The sequence below is a fragment of the Cellvibrio sp. PSBB023 genome, from assembly GCF_002007605.1.
In the GTDB taxonomy this organism is placed as follows: Bacteria; Pseudomonadota; Gammaproteobacteria; order Pseudomonadales; family Cellvibrionaceae; genus Cellvibrio.
The window spans coordinates 157,094-181,130 of record NZ_CP019799.1 but is presented as its reverse complement, the minus strand read 5'-3'; the positions used below and the strand labels follow the sequence as shown (position 1 = coordinate 181,130).

Annotated in this window: 19 protein-coding genes; 11 read left to right on the top strand and 8 right to left on the bottom strand. The window is 48.7% G+C overall.

The features are described 5' to 3' along the window. Positions 1-66: 66 nt before the first annotated feature. Positions 67-2,466 carry a DNA polymerase II gene (locus tag B0D95_RS00820; protein WP_078042115.1) on the bottom strand — a complete coding sequence of 800 codons (2,400 nt, stop codon included), beginning with the start codon at positions 2,464-2,466 and terminating at the stop codon, positions 67-69. A gap of 261 nt (positions 2,467-2,727) precedes the next feature. Between B0D95_RS00820 and B0D95_RS00815 the strand changes: the two genes are divergently transcribed. Next, on the top strand, positions 2,728-3,132 hold the full coding sequence (locus tag B0D95_RS00815; RefSeq protein WP_078042114.1) for an NIPSNAP family protein: 405 nt from the start codon (positions 2,728-2,730) through the stop codon (positions 3,130-3,132). A gap of 207 nt (positions 3,133-3,339) precedes the next feature. On the opposite strand, the gene B0D95_RS00810 is transcribed toward B0D95_RS00815, so the two are convergent. After that, the gene (locus B0D95_RS00810) at positions 3,340-5,544 is read right to left on the bottom strand and encodes an alpha-glucuronidase family glycosyl hydrolase (protein WP_246841691.1); all 2,205 of its coding nucleotides are present in this window, start codon (positions 5,542-5,544) and stop codon (positions 3,340-3,342) included. Positions 5,545-5,708: 164 nt separating this feature from the next. On the opposite strand from B0D95_RS00810, the gene B0D95_RS00805 reads away from it, so the two are divergent. After that, complete coding sequence (locus B0D95_RS00805; RefSeq protein WP_078042112.1) at positions 5,709-6,848, top strand: endo-1,4-beta-xylanase; 1,140 nt, start codon at positions 5,709-5,711, stop codon at positions 6,846-6,848. A gap of 56 nt (positions 6,849-6,904) precedes the next feature. On the opposite strand, the gene B0D95_RS00800 is transcribed toward B0D95_RS00805, so the two are convergent. Further along, on the bottom strand, positions 6,905-7,987 hold the full coding sequence (locus B0D95_RS00800) for an SGNH/GDSL hydrolase family protein (RefSeq protein WP_078042111.1): 1,083 nt from the start codon (positions 7,985-7,987) through the stop codon (positions 6,905-6,907). 265 nt (positions 7,988-8,252) lie between these two features. Between B0D95_RS00800 and B0D95_RS00795 the strand changes: the two genes are divergently transcribed. Next, a complete protein-coding gene (locus tag B0D95_RS00795) occupies positions 8,253-8,849 on the top strand; it encodes a pentapeptide repeat-containing protein (RefSeq protein WP_078042110.1) in 597 nt (198 codons plus the stop codon). Between the two features lie 255 nt (positions 8,850-9,104). Next, positions 9,105-9,494: a nucleoside diphosphate kinase regulator gene (gene rnk / locus B0D95_RS00790; RefSeq protein ID WP_078042109.1), complete on the top strand. Its 390-nt coding sequence runs from the start codon at positions 9,105-9,107 to the stop codon at positions 9,492-9,494. A 133-nt stretch (positions 9,495-9,627) separates the two neighbouring features. Here the strand turns inward: rnk and katG (B0D95_RS00785) are convergent, their stop codons facing one another. Continuing rightward, a complete protein-coding gene (katG, locus tag B0D95_RS00785) occupies positions 9,628-11,811 on the bottom strand; it encodes a catalase/peroxidase HPI (RefSeq protein WP_078042108.1) in 2,184 nt (727 codons plus the stop codon). A gap of 333 nt (positions 11,812-12,144) precedes the next feature. Here katG (B0D95_RS00785) and B0D95_RS00780 point away from each other — a divergent pair, with 333 nt between their 5' ends. Then, on the top strand, positions 12,145-13,137 hold the full coding sequence (locus B0D95_RS00780; protein ID WP_078045565.1) for an LLM class flavin-dependent oxidoreductase: 993 nt from the start codon (positions 12,145-12,147) through the stop codon (positions 13,135-13,137). A gap of 45 nt (positions 13,138-13,182) precedes the next feature. Here B0D95_RS00780 and B0D95_RS00775 read toward each other — a convergent pair whose 3' ends face one another. Then, the gene (locus B0D95_RS00775) at positions 13,183-13,902 is read right to left on the bottom strand and encodes a glycerophosphodiester phosphodiesterase (protein ID WP_078042107.1); all 720 of its coding nucleotides are present in this window, start codon (positions 13,900-13,902) and stop codon (positions 13,183-13,185) included. A gap of 84 nt (positions 13,903-13,986) precedes the next feature. Between B0D95_RS00775 and B0D95_RS00770 the strand changes: the two genes are divergently transcribed. Continuing rightward, the gene (locus tag B0D95_RS00770; RefSeq protein WP_078042106.1) at positions 13,987-14,631 is read left to right on the top strand and encodes a mechanosensitive ion channel domain-containing protein; all 645 of its coding nucleotides are present in this window, start codon (positions 13,987-13,989) and stop codon (positions 14,629-14,631) included. A gap of 79 nt (positions 14,632-14,710) precedes the next feature. Here the strand turns inward: B0D95_RS00770 and B0D95_RS00765 are convergent, their stop codons facing one another. After that, complete coding sequence (locus B0D95_RS00765; protein WP_078042105.1) at positions 14,711-15,901, bottom strand: amino acid aminotransferase; 1,191 nt, start codon at positions 15,899-15,901, stop codon at positions 14,711-14,713. Between the two features lie 132 nt (positions 15,902-16,033). Between B0D95_RS00765 and cobT the strand changes: the two genes are divergently transcribed. The 5 genes from cobT (at position 16,034) to B0D95_RS00740 (ending at position 20,590) form a co-directional block, all read left to right on the top strand. Next, positions 16,034-17,110, top strand: coding sequence for a nicotinate-nucleotide--dimethylbenzimidazole phosphoribosyltransferase (gene cobT, locus B0D95_RS00760; protein WP_246841690.1), 1,077 nt, complete (start codon positions 16,034-16,036; stop codon positions 17,108-17,110). Next, positions 17,107-17,877 carry an adenosylcobinamide-GDP ribazoletransferase gene (locus B0D95_RS00755; RefSeq protein ID WP_078042104.1) on the top strand — a complete coding sequence of 257 codons (771 nt, stop codon included), beginning with the start codon at positions 17,107-17,109 and terminating at the stop codon, positions 17,875-17,877. The genes cobT and B0D95_RS00755 overlap by 4 nt, the downstream gene beginning before the upstream one ends. Next, positions 17,874-18,395 carry a bifunctional adenosylcobinamide kinase/adenosylcobinamide-phosphate guanylyltransferase gene (gene cobU, locus B0D95_RS00750; protein ID WP_078042103.1) on the top strand — a complete coding sequence of 174 codons (522 nt, stop codon included), beginning with the start codon at positions 17,874-17,876 and terminating at the stop codon, positions 18,393-18,395. Before B0D95_RS00755 ends, cobU begins: the two co-directional genes overlap by 4 nt. Further along, on the top strand, positions 18,392-19,012 hold the full coding sequence (gene cobC, locus B0D95_RS00745; RefSeq protein WP_078042102.1) for an alpha-ribazole phosphatase family protein: 621 nt from the start codon (positions 18,392-18,394) through the stop codon (positions 19,010-19,012). Before cobU ends, cobC begins: the two co-directional genes overlap by 4 nt. Before the next feature lie 153 nt (positions 19,013-19,165). After that, entirely contained in the window at positions 19,166-20,590 is a 1,425-nt protein-coding gene (locus B0D95_RS00740) for an MATE family efflux transporter (RefSeq protein WP_078042101.1), read from the top strand. A 48-nt stretch (positions 20,591-20,638) separates the two neighbouring features. Here B0D95_RS00740 and katG (B0D95_RS00735) read toward each other — a convergent pair whose 3' ends face one another. Together katG (B0D95_RS00735) and B0D95_RS00730 are read right to left on the bottom strand one after the other, a co-directional pair. Beyond that, a complete protein-coding gene (katG, locus tag B0D95_RS00735) occupies positions 20,639-22,879 on the bottom strand; it encodes a catalase/peroxidase HPI (protein ID WP_078045563.1) in 2,241 nt (746 codons plus the stop codon). A 375-nt stretch (positions 22,880-23,254) separates the two neighbouring features. After that, positions 23,255-24,034 carry a TIGR01458 family HAD-type hydrolase gene (locus B0D95_RS00730; protein WP_078042100.1) on the bottom strand — a complete coding sequence of 260 codons (780 nt, stop codon included), beginning with the start codon at positions 24,032-24,034 and terminating at the stop codon, positions 23,255-23,257. Positions 24,035-24,037 lie beyond the last annotated feature (3 nt).

Genomic DNA, 24,037 nt, shown 5'->3' with positions numbered 1-24,037 from the left:
AAAATCAATAAGGGAACGGGACTATAGCCCGAAGGTCTGTGCTGGACAAGCCACGCCCAGTCAGCATCAACCGAACAAGGAGAGCTGTTGATCGACCAACTGGGTGAGCGACTCATCAAGGAAATGTAGAATGCTGTCGGCGACCGGCGAAAGTTGTTTCTCGATGTAATGCCGGTAATCAATGGGACTTTGCAGTAATGCCAGATCTACCTCATAACTGCCTACCGGTTCAGGGCCGCTGGTAGTAATCAGATAGCTGATCCAATCGCCACGACGCAAGGTTTCACCCGTCAGCTGCGCATATTTGCGCGCGGCCTGCACATGGGGAGGTACATTTTTTTGATACTCATGTAAATGCCGGCGCAAACGCTTGCGATAAATTAAATCCATGTCGCACTGCCCAGCCAATACACGATCGTTGGTAGCGCGCACGAAATCCAGATAATCCTCACCGTTAAAAATTTTCCGGTAGAGTTCAGACTGAAATTCTTTGGCCAGCAAGGTCCAATCTGTGCGCACATTTTCCAGGCCTTTAAACACCATCTCGCGCGCGCCATTAACGTCAATCAAACCGGCGTAGCGTTTTTTAGTCCCTAATTCCGAACCGCGAATCGTCGGCATCAGAAAACGTAAATAATGCGTTTCGTATTGAATTTCCAATGCGCTCTGGATCTTAAATTCTTCGCGCAATGTTTTTTGCCACCACAGATTTAATTCCCTGGCGAGCCGCTTACCAATAAGGTCGCATTGCGATGGCGTTTTGGGCGAATATCCCTGGCAATTATTCTCCAGCCAAACAAACAGCGAATCCGTATCACCATAAATAACCGCATAGCCTTGTTGCTCAATCCAATCGCGGCTGCGCTGGATAATCTCATGCCCGCGTAACGTAATGGAACTGCACACTCGCGGATCAAAAAAACGGCAACCAGTGGAGCCCAGCACACCGTAAAATGAATTCATAATAATTTTAATCGCATGGGACAGAGGTGCATTTTTATGTTGTTTGGCGCGGTCGCGCGCTGCCGACAACTGCTCAATGACAGTGGGTAAAATGTGCCCTTCCCGTGCAAAATAAGCCTCATTAAAACCGGGCACCGTTTCTTCATCCGGCAAATGATTGTGCTGCGCCAGCCAAAATGCACAGGGATCGATTAAAAATGTCCGCATAATACTTGGGTACAGACTTTTAAAATCCAGCACCAGCACATTGTCATAAATACCGGGGCGCGAGTTCATCACATAACCGCCGGGGCTAATCACATCAGATTCCAGCTCCCCTAAATTCGGCGCCACATAACCGCGCCGATGCAAGCGGGGCAAATACAAATACTCAAATGCCGCCACCGAACCGCCAATGCGATCCAGCAATAACCCTGTGAGCTGGCTGCGCTCCAGCGCAAAGGCAAGCAACTCTTGCTGCTGAAATATTTTCCATACCAGCTCGCAATCGTGCAGGTTATATTTCGCCAGAGCGCGCTTATCAGTATTGAACAACCGGGTAATATCATCACCGCGATGATTGCCACTGATCAGCTTGCTTTCGCCCAATAATTCTTCCGCAATATTTTGCAGTGAATAACTCTCGTAACGATAATTGGCCGCCTTTAATAATTCGATACCATCCAGCGCCACACGCCCGGGAATAACCACAAAACTGCGACCACCGTCATTGGCATCTTCATGGCGCCAATGAATTACCTGATTCGCTCGCCCCAATTGCAGTGGAATATTTAATCGTTGGCAGAGCTTCTCCAGCACCAATAAATCAAACTGCACCACATTCCAACCAATTAAAATATCTGGATCAAGCGCCGCAATTGCCGCAAAAAATTGTTGCAGGCACGCTTTGTCGTCGCGACAAAAAATAATCTGCGGTTGATCATGATTAGCCGTAGTGTCATCGCCCTCGCCAACCATAAAAATAGTTTTTGCGGCCTCACACCAAATGGCAATGGAATAGAGCTGTTGCGCATCCATGGAAGTTTCTATATCGAGAGACAACATGCGCAGGTTTGGTCGCCACAGCGTATCCTCAACCGGCACAAGGCGAGGGTTGCGCAATGGCTGATGGGCGGCATCCGGCACATCCAATTGTGCTGCTGCCGTAATAAAACGCTCCATTAAATAGCGCTCGGGCGGGCGAATATCACTTTCCCAAAAGGCAATATCCTGTTGGCGCAGCAAATCCTGCGCATCGCGTGCAGTGCGGTGCTGCTTGAAATAAAGAGCAACAACCGGTTGATTGTGAAAGGTTTTTAACCCCACCTCTGCCATGCGCCATGCGCGCAAACGGGAAAACAGCGTTGGCAATTCCGGTGCATGTCTACGCTCAACAAAAAACACCACTTCTTGCCCGGTAATCTGAGTCCAGCAACTCCCCTGCTCCGTCGCCCACCACAAATCCAACACCACACCCTCACGGGTATCGCGCCACTGGCGAGTTAATAAAAAGGCGTTAGTCATAGGGAATACGGAAAACTGGTTAAGTAACCAGTATTATCCAGCATAAGGCGATGGCGATGCAATCAGGGTTAATGGTGCGAGGTATGGCATTGAGCGCAGTAATAGCTAGCTGGATTTTTATGGTCAAGGCATCGTTATGCCTAAACCTGCATATATTGATACTATGATTGGTACTACGCCATCACCTATACCGCGTAATGTCAGGATCAGCGTTTTAAATGAAATTACTCTGCCAACATCACAATACAGGTCGATATTCCGATGAAAAAATTACTCTGTGTGTTTATTGTTTTAGCCAGTATGTTTGCAATTACTCCCACCATCGCCGCTGACGATTCACCCGTCTTTGAGTTACGCATTTACACTACACATCCTGGGAAAATGCCGAACTTGCTAGAGCGCTTTAAAAACCACACCACCAAAATTTTTGAGCGCCACGGCATGATCAATGTCGGTTATTGGCAGCCAGTTGACGAAAAAGACGGGAATACGCTTTATTACATTTTAAAACACAAGAGTCGCGCTACGGCGGAAGCATCATGGAAAGCATTTGTTGCTGACCCGGAGTGGATCAAAGTTCAAACAGAAAGTGAATCAAATGGACTAATTGTTGCGGGTGTTGAATCTATATTCCTGACATCAACTGATTTTTCAGCAATCAAGTAATTGTCGTATTGATTAATTGGCATAGATTTTCTTGCACAAACAGTTTATTCAAAAAGCCCTAACCATATATCCTGCTTTTTGTTTTTATCTATTTTGCAATGCACACTTCTTATCCCGAGATAACAGAACCCACATAAAAACAAAGGCGGCAATTGCCGCCTTTGTTCATTCTGTACCAATACAATGTTGTTATTGGCTTGGTGAAATTTATTTCAGTACACGGCTGGAGCTTGCAGGGTGCCATGGTTCTGGCACATAGCGCGTGCGAGACAAGGTTTTGTAGTAGCCCAGATCGTGCTTGGGCTTTTCATACCCGGCGGGAATGGATTTTTCAGAGTAGGTTTGGAAGTAGAGAACACAGGAGTCACGCCAGATAATGGCATCGCGCTCTTGTACTTGTAACAGGGCTTTTACCTGCGCAAAACGTTCAGGGTCGACGTAGGCTTTTTGTGCATCCCACGCTGTTTGCATAGCACGCACCTGCTCTACACCCTCGTAGTATTTATGCACCAACTCTTCCCACAATGTACGACCAGATTTCATTTTGTGATCCCAACTGACGTGATGGAACCAGAGCAATAGCTCTTCCGGTACAGCATTTACATCGCCGTAGATTTTTGCCAAGGGTGCTGGATATTGCGCTATGGCATTAGAGCCGGTTTTGGTGCGATCAAAACCTAAACCCTCTTTCGCGGCACGATGATAATAAATGGCAGTCCAATCGGCACGCTCCAAATTTTCAGTCCAGGGCGCGGGGCCGTAGTGGTCACCTTGGGAATATAAATGGGTTAAACCTAAAGGCGAGCGATAATTCACACCCGCTTCACGTGAAATCATCATCAGGTTTTTCATTGGCTCGATAAATTTTTTCTCGTTAGAGAAGGTCATGCGTAGCCATTCTTCAGCCGCTGCCTCAGCACTGATTTCATGATCCCACGCCATACGCCCAAAGGCATACCAACTGGATTGCACAAAGGGATGACCGGTCCAGTTGCGGTCAGTACCAGGGTTAATAACCGCCGCCATGCCTGTGCGTTTGGTATTAAATACCTTACCTTCCAAAATGTTGCCAATGGTAGAGCCTTCACCTTTAGCATAGGTTTCGGTGCGCAGCGATTCTTCAAACAGCGGGCCTTGATAGGCCAAGTGTGTGGCAAAACCAAAATATTCTTGCGTGACCTGAAACTCCATCATCATGTTGGTTTTTTTCATGGATGCAAACAGCGGTGAAAAGGGTTCACGTGGCTGGAAGTCGATAGGGCCATTTTTAATTTGCAGGATAACGTTATCTGCAAATTTACCATCAAGCGGCATAAACTCATCGTAGGCGCCACGGAAGCGATCACCGATATCCGGGTGGTATACAAAGGCGCGCCAAAAAACGACGCCGCCAAATGGTTTTAATGCATCTGCCAACATATTCGCGCCATCGGCATGATTGCGACCATAATCCTGCGGACCGGGCTGACCTTCAGAATTAGCTTTTACCAAATAGCCGCCAAAATCCGGAATGTAGTCATAGACTTTTTTAGTGCGCTCTTTCCACCATTGTTGTACACGCGGATCGAGTGGGTCGGCCAAATCCAAATCACCGAATGCGCGCGGTGAATTGTAGTTAATCGATAAATACACTTTTATGCCGTAAGGGCGAAATACATCCGCCAATGCCGCAATTTTTTCCAGAAATTGATCGCTTAAAATACGCGGATCGGCATTCACATTATTCAGCACAGTACCGTTGATACCGAGCGATGCATTGATGCGCGCGTAATCTTCATAACGCTCGGATTTGTAATCGGGCAATGTCCCCCAATCCCACAGGGATAAACCCGCATAACCGCGCTCGATGACGCGATTTAAATTATCCCAATGGTTGACAACACGGTGTTGCAATTTAGGGGCACTGTGAATCGCCAGCTTATCGAGCGATTGCTGGGTTTGCAGTAAACGCAAAAAATGAAAACTTCCATAAAGTGCACCAATATCTGTATTGGCTGCAATGACTCGTATGGGGCGTTTATTAATGAGCTTGTTAGCAATCAGATAACCTTCATCCCCCAAGGCGGCGAGTTCAGATTCAAGCCCGAGCGCGGCAATAAGCGCAGAGTTTTTTGGGGTGCCGACAACCAAAGCATTTTTAGCAGGATGCTGTGTCGCACTGGCCATTGGTTTTGCCAGCAATCCACCTAAGCCACGCTGCAATTCTGCGGCGGCTTTTTGCATAGTCACTGATTCGCCCTGCACCACCAATTGGGTAATTTGTTGGCGATAGGTTTTAAGCTGTTGTTCATTGGCAACTGCGTGATAGCGCAACCACATTTCGTAGCCATCTTCAGCCTTAGCCTTGCCTATAACCAACATGGGTATTAAACAACAGAGCCAGTAATATTTATTAAAATAGGATTTCAACACTTCCACACCCCTTATAAACGTTTCTTTATTTGCTGTATTAGCAATTGATGCGTATCTTATAGTCAACCCAAATATATCACTGGTATACAAGAACACCAAACAGCTTTTTACCCATAAAAATGTAAAGTTTTATCCACAACAATAAACACTCAGGGGACAAACCTATGAATATTTCACGTCGGCAACTCCTTGCGCTAACCGGTACCGGCATTGCAATGACTCAAGCCAGTAAGCTTTCCGCCGCGACCAAAGCCATGGAACATACCGGGCTCAAAGCCGCATTTCAGGATAATTTCCTGATAGGCGCCGCCTTGAATGCAGGCCTTACACAAGACAAAGACCCACGGATGAGTGCACTGATTGCCAAGGAGTTTAATTCAATTACGCCTGAAAACTGCATGAAATGGGGCGTACTGCGCGATGCCCAAGGCCAATGGAATTGGACTGATGCCGATTCATTTGTCAACTTTGGCACCAAGCACAAACTGCATATGGTTGGTCACACACTGGTGTGGCATAGCCAGATCCAGGATGAAGTGTTTAAAAATGCCGATGGCAGCTATATCAGCAAAGCGGCCCTACAGAAAAAAATGGAGGAGCACATCACCACTCTCGCGGGTCGTTATAAGGGCAAACTTGCCGCGTGGGATGTAGTGAATGAAGCCGTTGGCGACGATTTGAAAATGCGTGACAGCCACTGGTACCAGATTATGGGCGATGACTTTATTTACAATGCCTTTAGCATTGCCAATGAAGTCGACCCCAAAGCGCATCTGATGTACAACGATTACAACATTGAGCGTACCGGTAAACGCGAAGCCACTATTGAGATGCTCAAACGCCTGAAAAAACGCGGCATGCCGATTCATGGACTGGGCATTCAAGGTCACGTGGGAATTGATACACCGCCCGTTGCCGAAATCGAAAAAAGTATTATTGCTTTTGCCAAACTGGGTTTACGTGTTCATTTTACCGAGCTGGATGTGGATGTACTGCCTTCTGTATGGGAACTGCCTGTGGCAGAAGTATCCACCCGCTTTGAGTACAAGCCGGAACGCGACCCTTATACCAAAGGTTTGCCTCAAGAAATGCAGGATAAATTGGCAAAACGCTATGAGGATTTGTTCAAAGTATTTATTAAACACAGCGATAAGATTGACCGTGTAACCTTCTGGGGTGTGACTGACGATGCTAGTTGGCTCAACGGTTTCCCGATTCCTGGACGCACCAATTATCCGCTGTTGTTTGATCGCCAACTACAACCTAAAGACGCTTACTTCCGCGTGCTGGATTTAAAACGTTAAGTTCAAACCTGAATTTGAAAATAACCCCGCATCACCCAGTGATGCGGGGGTTTTATTTACCACTTCATTTTCTTTTTAATAAACGCCGTTAATAAGGCTGCATTCGCCTTGTGCTGCGCAATGCGAGGGTGATGACCGTAGCCATTAAACGGGAAGAAAATGGTATCAATCTTCTTGTCATTATTTTCTTGCTGCATACGTGCTACAGCGGCTTTTACATAACCGGGCCAAGTGGGATTAGCCGTTGCATCCATACTACCCAGTGCGCAAATGATCTGCGCCTTTGGATATTTCGCACGAATGGTCCGCACAAAATCAATATAGGCTTGCACCCGCTGCGCATCGTTGGGTACTGGTTGCAAACGTTTTTCGCGATCAATTAACCAACTGTCATTTTGAAATAAATTCACCACTACTACATCCGGTGTCCAGCGTGAAAAGTCCCATTGGCTGTCGTTATCACCTACTGCATTCAGCTGATCGTAAAACTGCGGCATGATAAACGGGAACCAGCTGATCATAATACCAATCCCACTTTGCGAAATAGTATGTAATTCCGCGTTGAGATTGCGCGCTGTAATAGCGCCGTAGGCCCAGTAGTTATTTTTTTCCGAGAGCAAATGGTCAGCGCCATTATCGGCACCTTCATTGCCCATACCACTGGTAATGGAGTCACCATAAATTTCAATGCGACGCTTGGGACGTGCCGGTGCTTTCAGCAGGCTTGCATCTTTATCCAACACCAAACCTTTGAAATGGGTTGCGCCTTCCTCGCCCTCTGTACGCTTATAAATTTCAAGGCTGTGTTTGCCAGCCGCCAATGATGTGGCGATGACATAGGTTTGCTCGCCTTGTTTAGCTTCCAACACATAAGGGTGCTGGGTTTCACCATCAATAATCACATTGAAGAAGTTTTTGCCGAGTTGGTCATCCAGCACAATCGCCAGCGAGGTACCGGTAAAATTGGCTTTGATACTGGAGCCCGGCCAGGACAGCTGAGGGGCTTTTTTATCGCTAAAATCAATGCGCCCGGTGTAAAGGTAATCCTGGTGATCCGCACTGATAGTGTGTACCGGCTCAGCCATAGCCAAGCTGGAAACACACAGCGCGCCAATTAAAAGGCCATGAATAAATTTCATTGTCGTTCTCGTGTCAGGTAGAGTTGGGGTTGATGTTCCGCTGTCCGGCATAAGGATCTTGTTATAGTCGGGCATAGTAATCTGCGGAGGAGGTAAATTCCATGGCTCATGCCCAAAGAAGCGTAAATCCATAAGGCCAAATTGCTCACACAACAGGCGATAATACAAGACTGTTTTTACCCTGACTTACATGCGAATATTCGATTTATACATACACCACCGGCAATTGGTCGAGCACTGCCAATAACCCACAGGAAGATGCAGTATGAACCTGGCAAACAATAGCGAGTTTTTTTCTACCGCGTTTAATTCGCTTGATGCCGCAGGAGAATCCTTTACGGGCATTCTCTTTGAGAACTGTACATTTGAAAACAGTAACTTTTCTGACACGCGTTTTTACAAATGTAAATTTGTCGATTGTGCATTTACCAACACCAACCTGAGTAATATAAAAGTTGATTACAGTAAGTTTCTGGATACCCATTTCCACGCCTGCAAATTGGTGGGTGTGGATTGGACAAAAGCCGACTGGCCCCGTTTTCATTTTGCGTCGCCCTTGAAATTTACCCAATGCATATTGAACGATTCGTCTTTTTTTGCGCTCAGCTTGAGCGAATTGCAATTGGAACAGTGCAAGCTCCAGGATGTGGATTTCAGAAACGGCAATTTCTCCAAGGCCAACTTTACCTACAGCGACTTTACCAACAGCTTGTTTATGAAAACCAACCTCAGGGAAGCAGACTTCAGCGATGCTGAAAATTACGATATCGATATATTTAACAATGAGATAAGTGCTGCACGCTTTAGCCGGTACGAAGCCGTCCGTTTGCTGAACAGCCTGAATATAGAACTGGTTGATTAAAAGCAGCACTAGCCGTCCAAAAAAGCAGCGCTTGCCAAAGTAAACAAGGCTTGCTATGGTTTGTCCATGAACACTAGCACCGCATTACACACAGCCATACTTTCTTCCGCGCCGGAATGCAATTCCGTTCGCGCCTTTGTCGTATTTGGCGATTAAGTTACCCCTTACTTAATCGCCGGAAAACCACCCAACCTATCCGTATTTTTTATCGCACAAGCAGCCCAGGTGGCCGCTTTTTATTTTTTGGATCTATATATGAGCAGCAAAAAAACCAGCGCATTGGTCATTGCAAAAACTGACTACTTACGCCTTATGCAACTGATTGAAAAGAATGGCACAGACGCCGCCGACGCCCTGGATTTGGAAATCAGCCGCGCCAAAATAGTAGACGATACCAAATTACCCGTCGATGTGGTCGCCATGAACACCAAGGTCACCTTTAGCGATTTGGACTCCGCGGAAGAAAAGACCATCCAACTGGTTTACCCGCAGGATGCCGATGTAACCCAATTGAAAATTTCCGTGCTATCGCCAGTAGGCAGCGCGTTAATTGGCTTGAAAATTGGTGGCACCATTGAATGGCCAATACCATCGGGCAAAGTTCGCCGCTTGAAAGTTATTGCAGTAGAACAACAGCCAGAATAAATATTTTCTGCTGGTTCAACTGGCTCTGCGCCCACTGCTTATATTCAAAAAGTCAAAAGGCCGATGAAAATATCATCGGCCTTTTGATCTTTAATGGCCAGTTAAGCTATTAACCTGCCCCTGTGCATGGTGATTATTTCAAATCAAATCGATCTGCATTCATCACTTTTACCCAGGCTTTTACAAAGTCTTTTACGAACTTCTCGCGATTATCATCTTGCGCATAAACTTCAGCGTAAGAACGCAAGATGGAGTTGGAACCGAATACCAAATCCACGCGAGTGGCCGTCCATTTCACCGTACCGCTATTGCGCTCGACAATGTTGTAACTGTTTTTACCGGTAGGTTTCCACTGGTAGCCCATGTCGGTGAGGTTGACAAAAAAATCATTGCTGAGTACGCCAACTTTATCGGTAAACACACCGTGTTTGCTGCCGCCATGATTAGTGCCCAGCACACGCAAGCCACCAATCAGCACAGTCATTTCCGGTGCCGTTAAACCCATGAGTTGCGCACGATCCAACAATAATTCTTCTGGTTGCACCACATAATCTTTTTTCACCCAATTACGGAAACCGTCATGGATGGGCTCCAGCGGGGCAAAAGATTCTGCATCGGTTTGCGCTTCGGTAGCATCGCCGCGACCCGCAGCAAAAGGTACGGTGATATTTACACCCGCATCTTTTGCGGCTTTTTCAACTGCCGCTGTTCCGCCCAGCACAATTAAATCGGCAATGCTGACTTTTTTGCTCAAGCCAGATTGGATTGTGGCAAGTGCACTCAATACTTTTTGTAACCGTGCAGGCTCATTGCCTTCCCAATCTTTTTGCGGCGCAAGACGTATACGCGCACCATTGGCACCGCCACGGTAATCCGAACCACGGAACGTCCGCGCACTGTCCCAAGCCGTTGCCACTAATTCTGGAATGCTCAAACCACTGCTGAGAATTTTTGTTTTCAAATCGGCAATTTCTGCGTCACTCAAGGTGTAATCCACAGCGGGAACCGGGTCTTGCCAGATCAAATCTTCAGCGGGCACATCGGCCCCCAAATAGCGGGCTTTTGGTCCCAAATCGCGATGGGTTAATTTAAACCAGGCACGCGCAAAGACTTCGGAAAAATAGGCCTGATCTTTAGCAAAGCGCTCAGAAATTTTGCGATATTCCGGGTCCACTTTCATTGCCATATCGGCGTCGGTCATCAAGGGCATGCAACGAACCGATGGGTCTTCAACATCAACAGGTTTGTCTTCCTCTTTGATGTCCACGGGTTTCCATTGCCAGGCGCCCGCCGGACTCTTGGTCAGTTCCCACTCGTGATTCAACAGCATTTCAAAGTAGCCGTTGTCCCATTGAGTCGGATTAGTCGTCCATGCGCCTTCAATACCGCTGGTCACTGTGTCGCGGCCAACACCACGGGTTTTGTGGTTGTTCCAGCCCAAACCTTGCTCTTCCACATCGGCCGCTTCCGGCTCTGGCCCCAGGTTCGCAGCACTGCCATTGCCGTGCGCTTTACCCACGGTGTGACCACCGGCGGTGAGGGCGACAGTTTCTTCATCGTTCATCGCCATGCGTGCGAAGGTGATGCGAATGTCGTTAGCGGTTTTTTGTGGATCGGGATTGCCATCTACACCCTCGGGGTTGACGTAAATCAGTCCCATCATCACCGCCGCCAATGGGTTTTCCAGATCGCGCTCACCAGAGTAGCGAGTGCCTTCACTACCACTTTTGGCCAACCATTCTTTCTCTGAGCCCCAGTAAATATCTTTTTCAGGATGCCAAATATCTTCGCGGCCGCCCGCAAAACCAAAGGTTTTCAACCCCATGGATTCATAGGCCATATTTCCCGCCAGGATCATCAAATCCGCCCAGGAAAGTTTGTTACCGTATTTCTTTTTGATCGGCCACAAGAGGCGGCGGGCTTTGTCCAGATTACCGTTATCCGGCCAGCTATTGAGAGGGGCAAAGCGTTGGTTGCCCGTACCTGCACCACCACGGCCATCGGCGATGCGGTAGCTACCAGCAGAGTGCCAAGCCATGCGAATAAAGAGGCCACCATAATGACCCCAATCGGCCGGCCACCAGTCCTGACTGTCAGTCATCAGGGCTTTAAGGTCGCTTTTGACGGTTTCCAGATCGAGGGATTTAAAGGCTTCGGCGTAATTGAAATCATCGCCGAGCGGATTGGTTTTGCGGTCGTGTTGATGCAGGATGTCAAGGTTCAAGGCATTCGGCCACCAGGCCGTATTGGACTTGCTCGATGCGGTATTACCGCCGTGCATCACCGGGCATTTACCTGCTGATTGATTGTTATCCATGTCGTTCTCCTGTTCTGCTCTACATCGGGTTGCTGGGTTCATACTGGGCCATGAAACGTGGCGACTGAATGGAATAGCACTCATCACCTATCGCCCTTCGCACACCAATTACCTTAGACGAAAAGCACAGCACTTGCCGAATTTATAATTGATAAGCGACTGATAGCCTGTAGCTATATAAAAATGGCGCAGCTTCTAACTGGACTGACTCTTACAGCAAAAATTCACTTTTTTTAGTCATCCAGCGGGCTATAGGCGACATTTATAATTCTTATCAATGCGCTGCCCAAAGATCCGTAGAATAGAGCGCTGATGTATATGGATGAGGTTGTTATGTCCGTCGAATTTTCTCTGCTCGAACTCGCCTCTGTGCGAATCAATGAAACCCCTTGCGACAGTTTCAGCCATGCCCTCAGTTATGCCCAAGCCGCTGACTCACTGGGTTTTAAACGATTTTGGCTGGCTGAGCACCACAATATGCAAGGCATTGCCAGCTCAGCAACGGCGGTACTGATTGGCCATATCGCAGGCAATACCCAACAGATCCGCGTGGGTTCAGGCGGTATTATGCTGCCCAATCATTCGCCACTTGTTGTGGCCGAACAATTTGGCACTCTGGCCTCGCTGTACGGTGATCGTATCGATTTGGGTCTGGGGCGTGCCCCCGGAACTGACCCCGTGACCAGTCGCGCCCTTAAACGCGACGAACATGCAGCGGAAAACTTTGCGCAGGAGGTCCAGGTGATTCAGCAATTGCTGCAACCCAGCCAACCGCAACAACGCCTGCGCGCAGTACCCGGTGAAGGTACTGAAGTGCCTATTTGGATTTTAGGTTCAAGCCTCTACAGCGCCGGACTCGCTGCGCAACTCGGCCTGCCCTATTCTTTTGCCGGACATTTTGCACCGGCCCATATGCGTGCCGCACTCAAGCGCTACCGCAGTGAATTTCGTCCATCCGCTCGCTTGGAGAAGCCGTATTTTATTTTAGGCTTACCGGTGGTGTGGGGCGAAACTGAAGCGAAGGCACATCACTATGCGACTACCAGTGTGCAGCGCATTCTGGCTTTGTTTCGCGGCGAGCCCATGTGGATGCGTCCCCCCATAGACCCGAGCCAACTGGATTGGTCAGCCAGTGAAAAATACAACGTGGAAGCATTCCTGGACTTGGCGCAAGTTGGCGATGAACTACAGATTCTGGATGGCTTGCAACAATTGCGCGACGAACTCGCTGTTGATGAATTTATGTTCACCATCGATGTTTACGATAAAGACTTACGTATTAAAACCTTATCGACACTGGCACAAATCAAAACGCATTTACGTTGATCGATTTATCGCGCATGCAGCATCCGCATAAAAAAAGACCGCGCATCACGCGGTCTTTTTGGTAAACGCAAGCAATGCATCGGGCTTATCGGTGAACACGGCATCCACGCCCAGTTGTTGCATTGCTTGCCAATCATCCTCGTGATTAACGGTGTAGACCCAATTTTTCAGCCCGCGTTTTTGCGCATCCTGAATTAATTCCGGAGTGATAAAACTTAAATGAGTGTTGAAAGAATAGGCCTTAAGTGGTTCGCAGCAGGCGGCATAATCCAGCGGAATACCTTCAATTAACACACCGCGTTTTACTTGCGGTATTTGTTGCAAACATTGGAATAATTGCTGGTGATCAAAACTGGATACGCAATAATGTTCATAACTGCCCTGGTGGGATTTAATATGATCATCCAACACCTGGCTTAACTTGGGCACGGTATTTTCGCCTTTTATTTCAATATTAAGCAGCGCCTTGTCGCCCACCAATTCCAGCACTTGCTGCAAGCGTGGAAGCGGTTCACCATTTTCCAAATGCTGGGCATTGAGGTAGGACAGCGATTGTGCAGTGATTATTCCCTGACCAGATACAACACGCCCCAAGCGGCGGTCATGAGTCACAAAAAGCTCACCGTGAATTTGAAAAACATCAATTTCGACCGCATATACGCCCAGGGTTAATGCGCGCGCAATCGCCGCCAGGCTATTTTCCGGTAGGGGTGAAGGCCCTGCTAATGGGCCGCCGCGATGGGCGATACACAACAACGGTTTCATAAAGCGCTCGTTCAGCCAGTAGATAGGTATAATGTGTTGACGAGTATGGCAGTCGTTTATTGAATCAGCAATGCAGGTGCCACAGTGGATCAATTACCAACATTTCAGGAATTTATGAACTTCTTACAAGAGATGACCAGTCATGGCGTCTTCTCCAAATTAATTATTATCCTCAGCTGTATTATTGCGTTTTCACTCGCTTCAAAATTATTGGATCGTATTATTCACGATGTGAGTGTGCGCCGCGCGCTAGGTGATTTGCGTGTGTTGTACATGACCCGCCTGATGAAAATCGGCATGGTATTTTTATGCATTGTGGTGATGTGTTTGGTGCTGGGCTTAGGCTACAGCGAAATCTCCGTATTCCTATCGTCCATTTTTGCGGTGGTTGGTATCGCCCTGTTTGCCCAGTGGTCGATTTTAAGCAACATTACCGCCAGCATGATTATCTTTTTCAGCTTCCCTTATAAGGTAAATGATCGCATTAAAATTCTGGATAAGGACGACGACATGAGTGGTGTGATTATCGAAATCACCATGTTCCATGTGATTTTAAAACGCGATGACGGTAACTTAATCACCTATCCCAATACCTTGATTTTGCAAAAAGCCGTTTTGCGCATTGATACTGAATTGGACTCGCCCGCTACCGCCGAAAAACCGCGACTGGTGCAACGCGAGCTGGAATTCAGTGCGAGTGAGCCGGAAAAAATCAAACAACAATATTAATCTGTTACGGAAAATAGCCCAATAAAAAAGGCGATTCTCATTTCAGGTATCGCCTTTTTTATGTTCATCATAAGAGCGATTACAGCACCGATACAATCGCCTTGCTTACGTAATCCATTTTTTCCACCGTCAAACCCGCCACGCTAATACGGCTGGTATCTGTCATGTAAATACTGTAGTCATTTTTAAGTTTATGGACTTGCTCTACCGTCAAGCCTAAGAATGAAAACATGCCGCGTTCACGGGCGATAAAACTGAAATCGCGCGCTTGTTGCAAGCGGCTTAAGCTATCAACCAATTGCACCCGCAAACCGGCAATGCGCTCACGCATTTGGGTGAGTTCACTGTGCCAGAGCTGGGTGAGTTCATCGCTATGCAGAATAATGTCGACAATCGTTGAACCGTGGGCGGGCGGCATGGAGTAAATGGCCCGCGCCACATTCAATACCTGGCTAAAGCCGGCATCGGCCTGCTGGGAATCGGCGAATACCAAACTTAATGCCGCTGCCCGCTCGCGATACAAGCCAAAGTTTTTGGAAAACGAGGTGGCGATAATCACTTCTGGCAAGCGCGCCGACAACATGCGCAGACCGTAGGCATCCTCCTCCAAACCTTCACCAAACCCCTGATAAGCCATATCCACAAACGGAATAATACCGCGCGCTTCAAGCACATCGGCCACTTGATCCCACTGGGCTGGGGTTAAATCAGCGCCGCTGGGGTTGTGGCAGCAGGCGTGTAATAACACCAGATCACCGCGCGGAATTTCCTTAAAGGTATTGAGCATGGCGGTGAAATCAATGCTGTGGGTTGCATAGTCGTAATAGGGATACTCACGCAACTTAAGACCAGCACTGCCCAGCAGGGGAATGTGGTTAGCCCAGGTGGGCGTACTAACCCAAAGGTTGGCGCCGGGCTTGGCGCGCTGGATCAATTCAGCCGCTACGCGCAGTGCACCGCAGCCACCGGGAGCTTGTACGGTACGCACGCGCCCGGCGTCTACCGCTGGGTGGCCAGCACCAAAAACCAGGCGAGTCGCCACTTCATTAGCGCCGGGAACGCCGGCTGGCGGTGTATAGGCTTTGGTGGTATCGCGCACAATGCGCTGTTTTTCCGCTTCCGCCACAGCACGCATAATCGGTGTTTGGCCTGCATCATTCTTGTAGACGCCAACCCCCAAGTCGACCTTATTGGGGTTGGTATCCTTAGCGTAGGCAATACTCAAGCCCAAAATGGGATCATTCGGCAGTAACGGCAGGGATTCAAACATGGCGAGCTCCAGTCAAATAGGGGGTAACGGACAAGCGTTGCGGGGCGCGATTATACGCGCAAGCGGTTAAAGAGGTTAAGTTGCCCGTGCGCCTGTGATAACTTGCCACCCCCGCTTGCAGGAACATTTTCCATGACGATCCCCACCGCTCTTCATACCGACGCTACCACCCCCGCATCCTTGAATTGGCAGATTGCCCCGCTTGATCGCACCACCGAAGCGGATATCCAGGCGCGCATTGACCAGAAAACCAAGCCTCTCGGCGCCCTTGGCCAGTTGGAACAATTGGCGCTGCAGATTGCGCTGGTACAACAAAAAAACCGCATCAGTATTGAACGCCCCTTGATGCTGGTATTCGCCGGCGACCACGGCATTGCCGAGGAAGGGGTAAGCATTGCGCCCAGCAGCGTAACCCAGCAGATGGTGTTGAATTTTTTAGCCGGCGGCGCAGCGATTAATTGTTTTTGCCGCACTAACCATTTACCACTCAAGGTGATCGATGCGGGGATTAAATACGAAATCAAACCCGCCCCGACAGCCTTGATTGTGCAACGAATTGCCGCCGGCACTCGCAACCTGGCAGTTGAGCCAGCGATGACTATCGCACAGGCCGAACAGGCACTGCGCCTGGGCGCAACACTCGCGGAACAGGAAATAGTCGCCGGTTCCAATTTGCTGGCATTCGGTGAAATGGGTATTGCCAATAGCAGTTCGGCAGCAGCTATTCTGGCCGCACTGAGCGGTGCCCCCGTTACGCAATGTGTCGGCAAAGGCACTGGGATTAATGACGAACAGCTAGCCAAAAAAATCGCGCTGGTCAGCCAGGGAGTTGCCCGTATTACAGATCAATCACCCCTGAACATATTGGCGGAATTGGGCGGTTTTGAAATCGCGCAAATCTGTGGTGCCATGCTCGCCACAGCCCAGGCACAAAAATTAATTCTGGTGGATGGTTTTATTGTCAGCGTGGCGGCATTGCTCGCAGTCCACATCAGTCCGCATGCGCGCGCCTATATGATTTTTGCCCATAAGTCTGAAGAAGCCGGGCATCAATTATTGCTGCAATTATTAAATGCAAATCCGCTGCTGGATTTGGGGTTGCGTTTGGGTGAAGGCACAGGCGCCGCACTGGCGTTGCCGCTCATTCAAGCGGCCACCAGTTTTTATAATCAAATGGCAACCTTTGAAAGTGCTGGTGTAACGGTGTGAAAAAACAACTCAATTTATTTTTCCTCGCGCTGGGATTTTTTAGCCGTATCCCTATGCCCGCCTGGGTTGAATACTCACCACAATTGCTTAACCGCTCCAGCCGTTATTACACATTAGTGGGCTGGTTATTAGGCGCACTGGTTGCGGGTGTATTTGTCGCGGCGAGTCAACTTTTTTCCACAAGCATCAGTATTTGGTTAGCCATGGTTTTTAGTTTACTGCTCACTGGTGTCTTCCACGAAGACGGGCTGGCAGATACCGCCGATGGTTTTGGTGGCGCCTTTGCGCGCGAGAAAAAATTACTGATTATGAAAGACAGCCGTATTGGCAGTTATGGTGCCGCTGCACTGGTCATGGCATTACTGGGCAAATACGTGTTGCTCGCAGAAACCAGCGCGATTGCACTGAGTTTACTGATTGCTTACGCCCTGTCGCGCACTCTGGCCGCCAGTTTAATTTTTACCTTGCCTTACGTGGCCGATGAAGACAGTAGCAAAAGTAAACCTCTCGCCAATAATCAATCCCGCACCGATTTTTTTATTCTGGTCATCACTGCTGCGCCCATTTTTGTATTGCTGCACTGGCAGACCACCTGCGTCATTATTGTCGCCTTGTTAGTTCTACGCCAGTTAATAACCCGGTATTTTTTGCGGCAGATTGGCGGCTACACCGGCGACTGTTTAGGTGCAGCGCAGCAAGTGAGCGAGTTAGTGATTTATGCAGTGCTCATAGTAAGCACACAATTTACGCCAGGATTTTTATTATGATTAGCTTGGTACTGGGCGGTGCGCGCTCGGGGAAATCGCGCTTTGCGGAACAGCTCGCAACTCACAGCCAACTGCCTGTGCTTTATATCGCCACGGCAACAGCGCTGGACGATGAAATGGCCGCGCGTATTACACATCACCAAACACAGCGCCCACTGGAATGGCAAACTTGTGAATGCCCATTACAACTGGTCGAAACACTTGCGCGCGAAAGTCAAAAACCACAGTGCATTTTGGTGGATTGTTTAACCCTCTGGCTTAACAACCAACTTTTTCATTACCCGCAACAGAACTTCGCGCAACTATTTGATCAGTTGATCAATTCCCTGGAGCAAACTCAGGCAACCATTATTTTTGTCGCCAATGAAGTGGGGCTTGGAATCATTCCGCTTGGTGAAGTCAGCCGGACATTTGTGGATGAAGCAGGCCGATTAAATCAGCGACTGGCACAGCGCGCCGACCAGGTATTTTTTATTGCCGCCGGTTTGCCCTTAACCTTAAAAGGTCCCGCAGTGTGAACAACCTTATTATCACCTTGATACGCCACGGCAAAGTCGATGGCCCCGCCGGGCTTTATGGCCGCACGGATATTCCACTCAGCGCAGCAGGCCATAGGGATTTAACTTGCACGCTGAATAATCTGCACGCGCAAACTCCCATAGACCAAATGATCAGCTCCCCAAGAATTCGCTGCTCACAAGTCGCGCAGGCGTTTTGTGCACAACATAAAATTCCCTTGCATACCGAAGACAAGCTACAAGAAATGGATTTTGGTATTTGGGATGGAATTCCATTCGATGCGCTGGGCGATGAATGGAAAAATATCGAAGCCTTCTGGGAATCCCCTCACCGCATGCAACCACCGCAAGGAGAATCACTAACCGATTTTGCAACGCGGGTAATCGCAGGCTGGGAATCGCTTATCAATAATACAGAACCGGGGCACAGGGCGATTATTTGTCACGGCGGCGTTATCCGTATTCTTATCGCCCACCTACTGCAACTGGACTGGCGCAACCCTGCGCTATTCAAACAATTACATATTGATTACGCGAGTTGCACGCGGATTGAGATTGGTCACTATGACGGAGCATTGCCAATTGTTAAATGGATTGGGGGTCTTACTTCTACCTGAAAGGATTGATTGTTTTTACACCCGTGGTTTTAAAATCGTCAATATTTCTGGTTACCACACAGAGATTATGCCCCCGGCACCGATTTCCGTTAAAATCCCCCGCTTCCTGCTTGATACAACCCGCAATTCCCCTTCTATAGCAACGGACACCCAGTGGAACCTTTAGATACCAATCAGCACCAGCCCCTTCCCGATCACAACCAAAGTCTGGTTACCCGCACCCTGCATGAGTGGAAACAACTCGCACTGATGGGTGCACCGATTTTAATTGCGCAACTGGCGCAAATGGCCAACGGCGTTATTGATACGGTGATGGCCGGTCATGCCAGTGCGGAGGATTTAGCGGGTGTGGGTATAGGAACCAGCCTATGGGTTCCCGTGCTGTTATTTTTTGCCGGTGTGCTAGGGGCGATGCAGCCGACGATTTCCGGCCATCGCGGGGCGCAAGAATTTGACAAAATTATGCCCGCTACTTGGCAGGGAATTTACATCGCATTGGTGGCAATGGTGTTTATGATCGCCTTGTTGGTCAATATGCAACCGGTGCTCACCGTTCTGCAATTGGATGAGAAAACCAACAGCATTGCCGTAGGTTATCTGGATGCCTTTGCCTGGGGTGTGCCTGCCTTGCTATTGCTCACCGCGCTGCGTGGCCTGACCGATGGCCTTGGTCATACCGGCGTGATCATGGCATTTTCACTGCTGAGTACACTGCTGAATTTACCGCTCAACTATATGTTTATTTACGGCGCCGATTTAGGTGTTGTGCAAGTACCGGCACTGGGCGGTATTGGCTGCGGCTGGGCGACCAGCATTGCCAACTGGTGTGCAACACTGGCGCTGCTGGTGTATTTAAATCGCAGTAAAACCTTTGCTGCATTTCACTTGTTAAGCGGTTGGGCTGCACCGCAACTGGCATTGATCAAACGCTTGTTAAAACTGGGTTTACCCATTGGTTTCACCAGTTTTATTGAAGTCAGCATGTTTTGCATGATTGCCCTGTTTTTAGCGCCCTTGGGTGCGACCACTGTTGCTGCCCATCAAATTGTGCTGAACCTGGTATCGCTCTTTTTTATGCTGCCACTCAGCTTGGGCATTGCCATTACCTTGCGGGTGAGTTTTTTAGTGGGCGCTCACGATTACAGTGAAGCGCGCTTGCTGGCGCGCAGTGCGCTGCTATTAGCCTTGGGTGTTGGTTGTACCAATGCCAGCTTGTTATTTTTTGGACGCGATTGGTTTGCCAGCCTTTATACCTCTGACCTTGCGGTGCAGAAAATTGCGGCCGATTTATTTTTATTGGGCGCACTGTTTCAAATTGCCGACGTTATTCAAGTCACCATGATTAACGTACAGCGCGGCTACAAAGATACCAAAATCCCCATGTTGATTACGTTGCTCGCCTTCTGGGGTATTTGTTTGCCCTTGGGCTACGCGCTCACCTTTAAAGATTGGTTAACCGCCGAACCAATGGGCGCAGCCGGTTTTTGGACGGCGCTGATTGTCGGATTAATCTGTGCAGCTATTTTGCTGACACACCGTGTTTTTTATTTTGTCCCGCAGAAAGCGGCTCGCTCATAAAACTACGGCGACTTGAAGTCGCCGTAGTTTTACCTTTTCAACCACACTTTATTTCACATCAAAACGGTCCAGCTGCATCACTTTATGCCATGCCGTAACAAAGTCCTGCACGAACTTTTCGTGCCCATCATTAGCGGCATAGACTTCAGCAATCGCGCGCAATTCGGCGTGCGAGCCAAACACCAAATCAACCGGTGTGGCAGTCCATTTCAGTTTTCCGGTTTTGCGATCAAGGCCTTCATATAGCCCCTCTTTTTTAACCGATTTTTTCCACTGGGTAGACATATCAAGCAAATTCACAAAAAAGTCATTGCTCAATGTGCCAGGCCTGTCGGTGAAGATGCCGTTATTGGAACCATCGCTGTTGGCACCCAGTGCGCGCAAACCACCCACCAGGACCGTCATTTCAGGCACCGTCAGCGATAAATATTGTGCGCGCTCAACCAAGGCCTCCGCTGGCGACAAGTCACTGGCGGTTGAGTAGTAATTGCGGAAACCATCAGCCTTGGGCTCCAGCACGGCAAACGACTGTGCATCGGTTTGCGCTTGGGTTGCATCCACACGGCCCGGCGTAAAAGGCACGGCGACCGCATGACCCGCTTGTTTTGCGGATTGCTCTATGGCCGCAACACCACCCAGCACAATCACATCAGCCAGAGACACTTTTTTATTGCCCGCTTGCGATTTGTTAAATGCCACCTGGATTTTCTCCAGCACCTTTAACACGCGTTTCACTTCCTTCGGATTATTAACTTTCCAATCCCGTTGCGGTGCAAGACGAATACGCGCACCGTTAGCACCACCGCGCAAATCGGTACTGCGGAAGCTGGCCGCAGAGGCCCATGCTGTTCTTACCAACGCAGATGTTTTCACGCCCGAGGCGAGTATTTTTGATTTTAGTGAAGCCACATCGGCCGCTGTAATCAAATCATGGTTTACCGCTGGTAATGGATCTTGCCAGATTAAATCTTCAGTAGGTGCATCGGCGCCAATATAGCGGACGCGAGGCCCCATATCGCGGTGAGTTAATTTAAACCAGGCTTTTGCAAATGCCAGTTCAAATTCTTTTGGATTTTCTTTAAAGCGCAATGAAATTTTGCGGAACTCAGGATCTTCCTTCAGGGCTAAATCGGTTGTAAACATAATCGGCGCATGGCGCTTGGTATTGTCGTGCGCATCCGGCACTAAATTTGCCGCTTGTCCATCTTTGGGAATCCACTGGATAGCGCCAGCGGGGCTTTTGGTTTGCACCCATTCAAATGCGAAGAGGTTATCCAGATATTGTGTTGTCCATGCAATGGGGTTCACCGACCATGCGCCTTCCAGGCCACTGCTAATGGTATCGCCCGCATTGCCTTTACCGCATTTATTTGTCCACCCCAAGCCCTGCTCTTCCAAACCTGCAGCGGCGGGTTCCTTGCCAACACAATCCTCCGGCTTACGCGCACCGTGCGCCTTACCAAAAGTGTGGCCACCGGCAATCAAGGCCACGGTTTCTTCATCATTCATTGCCATGCCACCAAAGGCCTGACGAATATCTTTCGCCGCCAACAGTGGATCGGGCACACCGTTAGGGCCTTCCGGATTTACATAAATAAGCCCCATTTGCACTGCGGCGAGCGGCTTTTTCAATTCGCGTTGCCCGCTATGACGCTCATCCGCCAACCATTTTTTCTCGCTGCCCCAGTTGACGTTTTCCACCTCCCAATCATCCAAACGGCCACCGGCAAAACCAAATGTTTTAAAGCCCATGGATTCCAATGCAACGTTACCGGTCAACACCATTAAATCCGCCCAGGAAATTTTGCTGCCGTATTTTTGTTTAATCGGCCACAGTAAACGGCGCGCCTTATCCAGGTTGACGTTATCGGGCCAACTGTTCAAGGGTTCAAAACGCTGTTGCCCACCCGCTGCGCCGCCGCGGCCATCATAAATGCGATAAGTACCGGCACTGTGCCAGGCCATGCGAATAAAAAAGGGGCCGTAATGGCCGTAATCGGCAGGCCACCAATCCTGCGAGCTTGTCATTAAGGTTTTGATGTCGGCTTTAACGGCATTTAAATCCAGTTTTTTAAATTCTTCGGCGTAATTAAAGTTCGCGCCCATGGGGTTGGATTCAACGCCGTGTTGACGAAGTGGACTCAAGTCCAGTTGATTGGGCCACCAAAAATTATTGGTTGTAGGGCTATTTGTGGTTGCTGACGCATCTGCCATGGTGACGCCCGAATGCACAACCATGGAAATACTGAGTGCAAGTATTGAAATGACAGGGATGGATTTTTTAAACATAGTACTTTCCTCTGTAGGCGTGTTAAACAGTGCAGCCAGCGATACCGCGCTGACAGCCGCCATCAAAAAAAGCGGCACTTCGTTCAGCATTCTCCATGCGCGCACTGTTAAATTTTTATTAGTAAGGCGCGAAAAATTTCTTTTTTTATAAAAAAGAAAATATTCCGCACCAGATTATAGAAACACAACAGAAAAGAAATGATTTCAATTTTAACTATGAGGCAGTTAAAAAATTTTTATTACTATTTAGGTAAGTAGTAGGCAGAAATTTTCAATCTATTTTGGAAGAGAGAGGAATTATCGCGACAGAAAAATGTTTTAACTGCCACTTATTGTTAATGAAAAATTGAGGGGCGCAATTGCACTGCACAATAATTATCTCACAGTGAGATCAGCCACAGAATCCAATACCATATCGGGGCATACCGATGACTGGGCAAAGTAGCTTGCGCGAAATTTTCCCGTTTTTACCAGGCAACCCACTATTCCCATTTGCTGCGCGCCGCCTACATCACTGTCGATATCATCACCTACCATCAAGGCATCACTCGCTGCAACACCGGCAGAGTCGAGAATCAATTGAAAAAAATCGCGATTGGGTTTACCCATGACCAAGGCATTTTTGCTGCACACATATTCAAGGCCAGCAACAAAAAAACCTATGTCGGCTTTCAGGCCATCTCCGGTTTGCCAGAAGCGACCTTTGTGCAATGCAATTAATTCCGCACCGCTGTGCATCACCTGAAATAAACGATTGATTAACGCCAAATCCCAGCGATCGCCAATATCCCCCAACACAACATAATCCGGTTGCTGTTCATCAATCACAAAGTTGCTGAAGTCAGGCTGGATGGCGTCCGCCACCAGCGGCCAAATGCGCAGCGGCCTGCCCGCTTGCTGCTGCATTTTTTCCAGCGCCAAGCGTGCAGCGACCGGGGCGCTGATCAATTCGTTGTCGCCTAAGGTAAACCCCATGGCACGCAACTGCCCAACCAATTGTTGTTGGGATTTGGTGGTGGTATTCGTGAGAAAGCGCAGAGCGATTCCTTGCGCACGCAATGCGGCAAGGCAATCTATGGCACCGGGAATTGGGGTATCGCCAACATAGAGCGTGCCATCCAGATCGAACAACACCAAACGGGGACGGATGTTCATAAG

Coding starts and splice junctions, on each gene's coding strand:
- B0D95_RS00805 (WP_078042112.1), top strand. CDS start 5,709: ATGAATATTTCACGTCGGCAACTCCTTGCGCTAACCGGTACCGGCATT.
- katG (WP_078045563.1), bottom strand. CDS start 22,879: ATGTTTAAAAAATCCATCCCTGTCATTTCAATACTTGCACTCAGTATT.
- cobU (WP_078042103.1), top strand. CDS start 17,874: ATGATTAGCTTGGTACTGGGCGGTGCGCGCTCGGGGAAATCGCGCTTT.
- B0D95_RS00820 (WP_078042115.1), bottom strand. CDS start 2,466: ATGACTAACGCCTTTTTATTAACTCGCCAGTGGCGCGATACCCGTGAG.
- katG (WP_078042108.1), bottom strand. CDS start 11,811: ATGGATAACAATCAATCAGCAGGTAAATGCCCGGTGATGCACGGCGGT.
- cobT (WP_246841690.1), top strand. CDS start 16,034: ATGACGATCCCCACCGCTCTTCATACCGACGCTACCACCCCCGCATCC.
- B0D95_RS00730 (WP_078042100.1), bottom strand. CDS start 24,034: ATGAACATCCGTCCCCGTTTGGTGTTGTTCGATCTGGATGGCACGCTC.
- B0D95_RS00780 (WP_078045565.1), top strand. CDS start 12,145: ATGTCCGTCGAATTTTCTCTGCTCGAACTCGCCTCTGTGCGAATCAAT.
- rnk (WP_078042109.1), top strand. CDS start 9,105: ATGAGCAGCAAAAAAACCAGCGCATTGGTCATTGCAAAAACTGACTAC.
- B0D95_RS00765 (WP_078042105.1), bottom strand. CDS start 15,901: ATGTTTGAATCCCTGCCGTTACTGCCGAATGATCCCATTTTGGGCTTG.
- B0D95_RS00815 (WP_078042114.1), top strand. CDS start 2,728: ATGAAAAAATTACTCTGTGTGTTTATTGTTTTAGCCAGTATGTTTGCA.
- B0D95_RS00795 (WP_078042110.1), top strand. CDS start 8,253: ATGAACCTGGCAAACAATAGCGAGTTTTTTTCTACCGCGTTTAATTCG.
- B0D95_RS00775 (WP_078042107.1), bottom strand. CDS start 13,902: ATGAAACCGTTGTTGTGTATCGCCCATCGCGGCGGCCCATTAGCAGGG.
- B0D95_RS00800 (WP_078042111.1), bottom strand. CDS start 7,987: ATGAAATTTATTCATGGCCTTTTAATTGGCGCGCTGTGTGTTTCCAGC.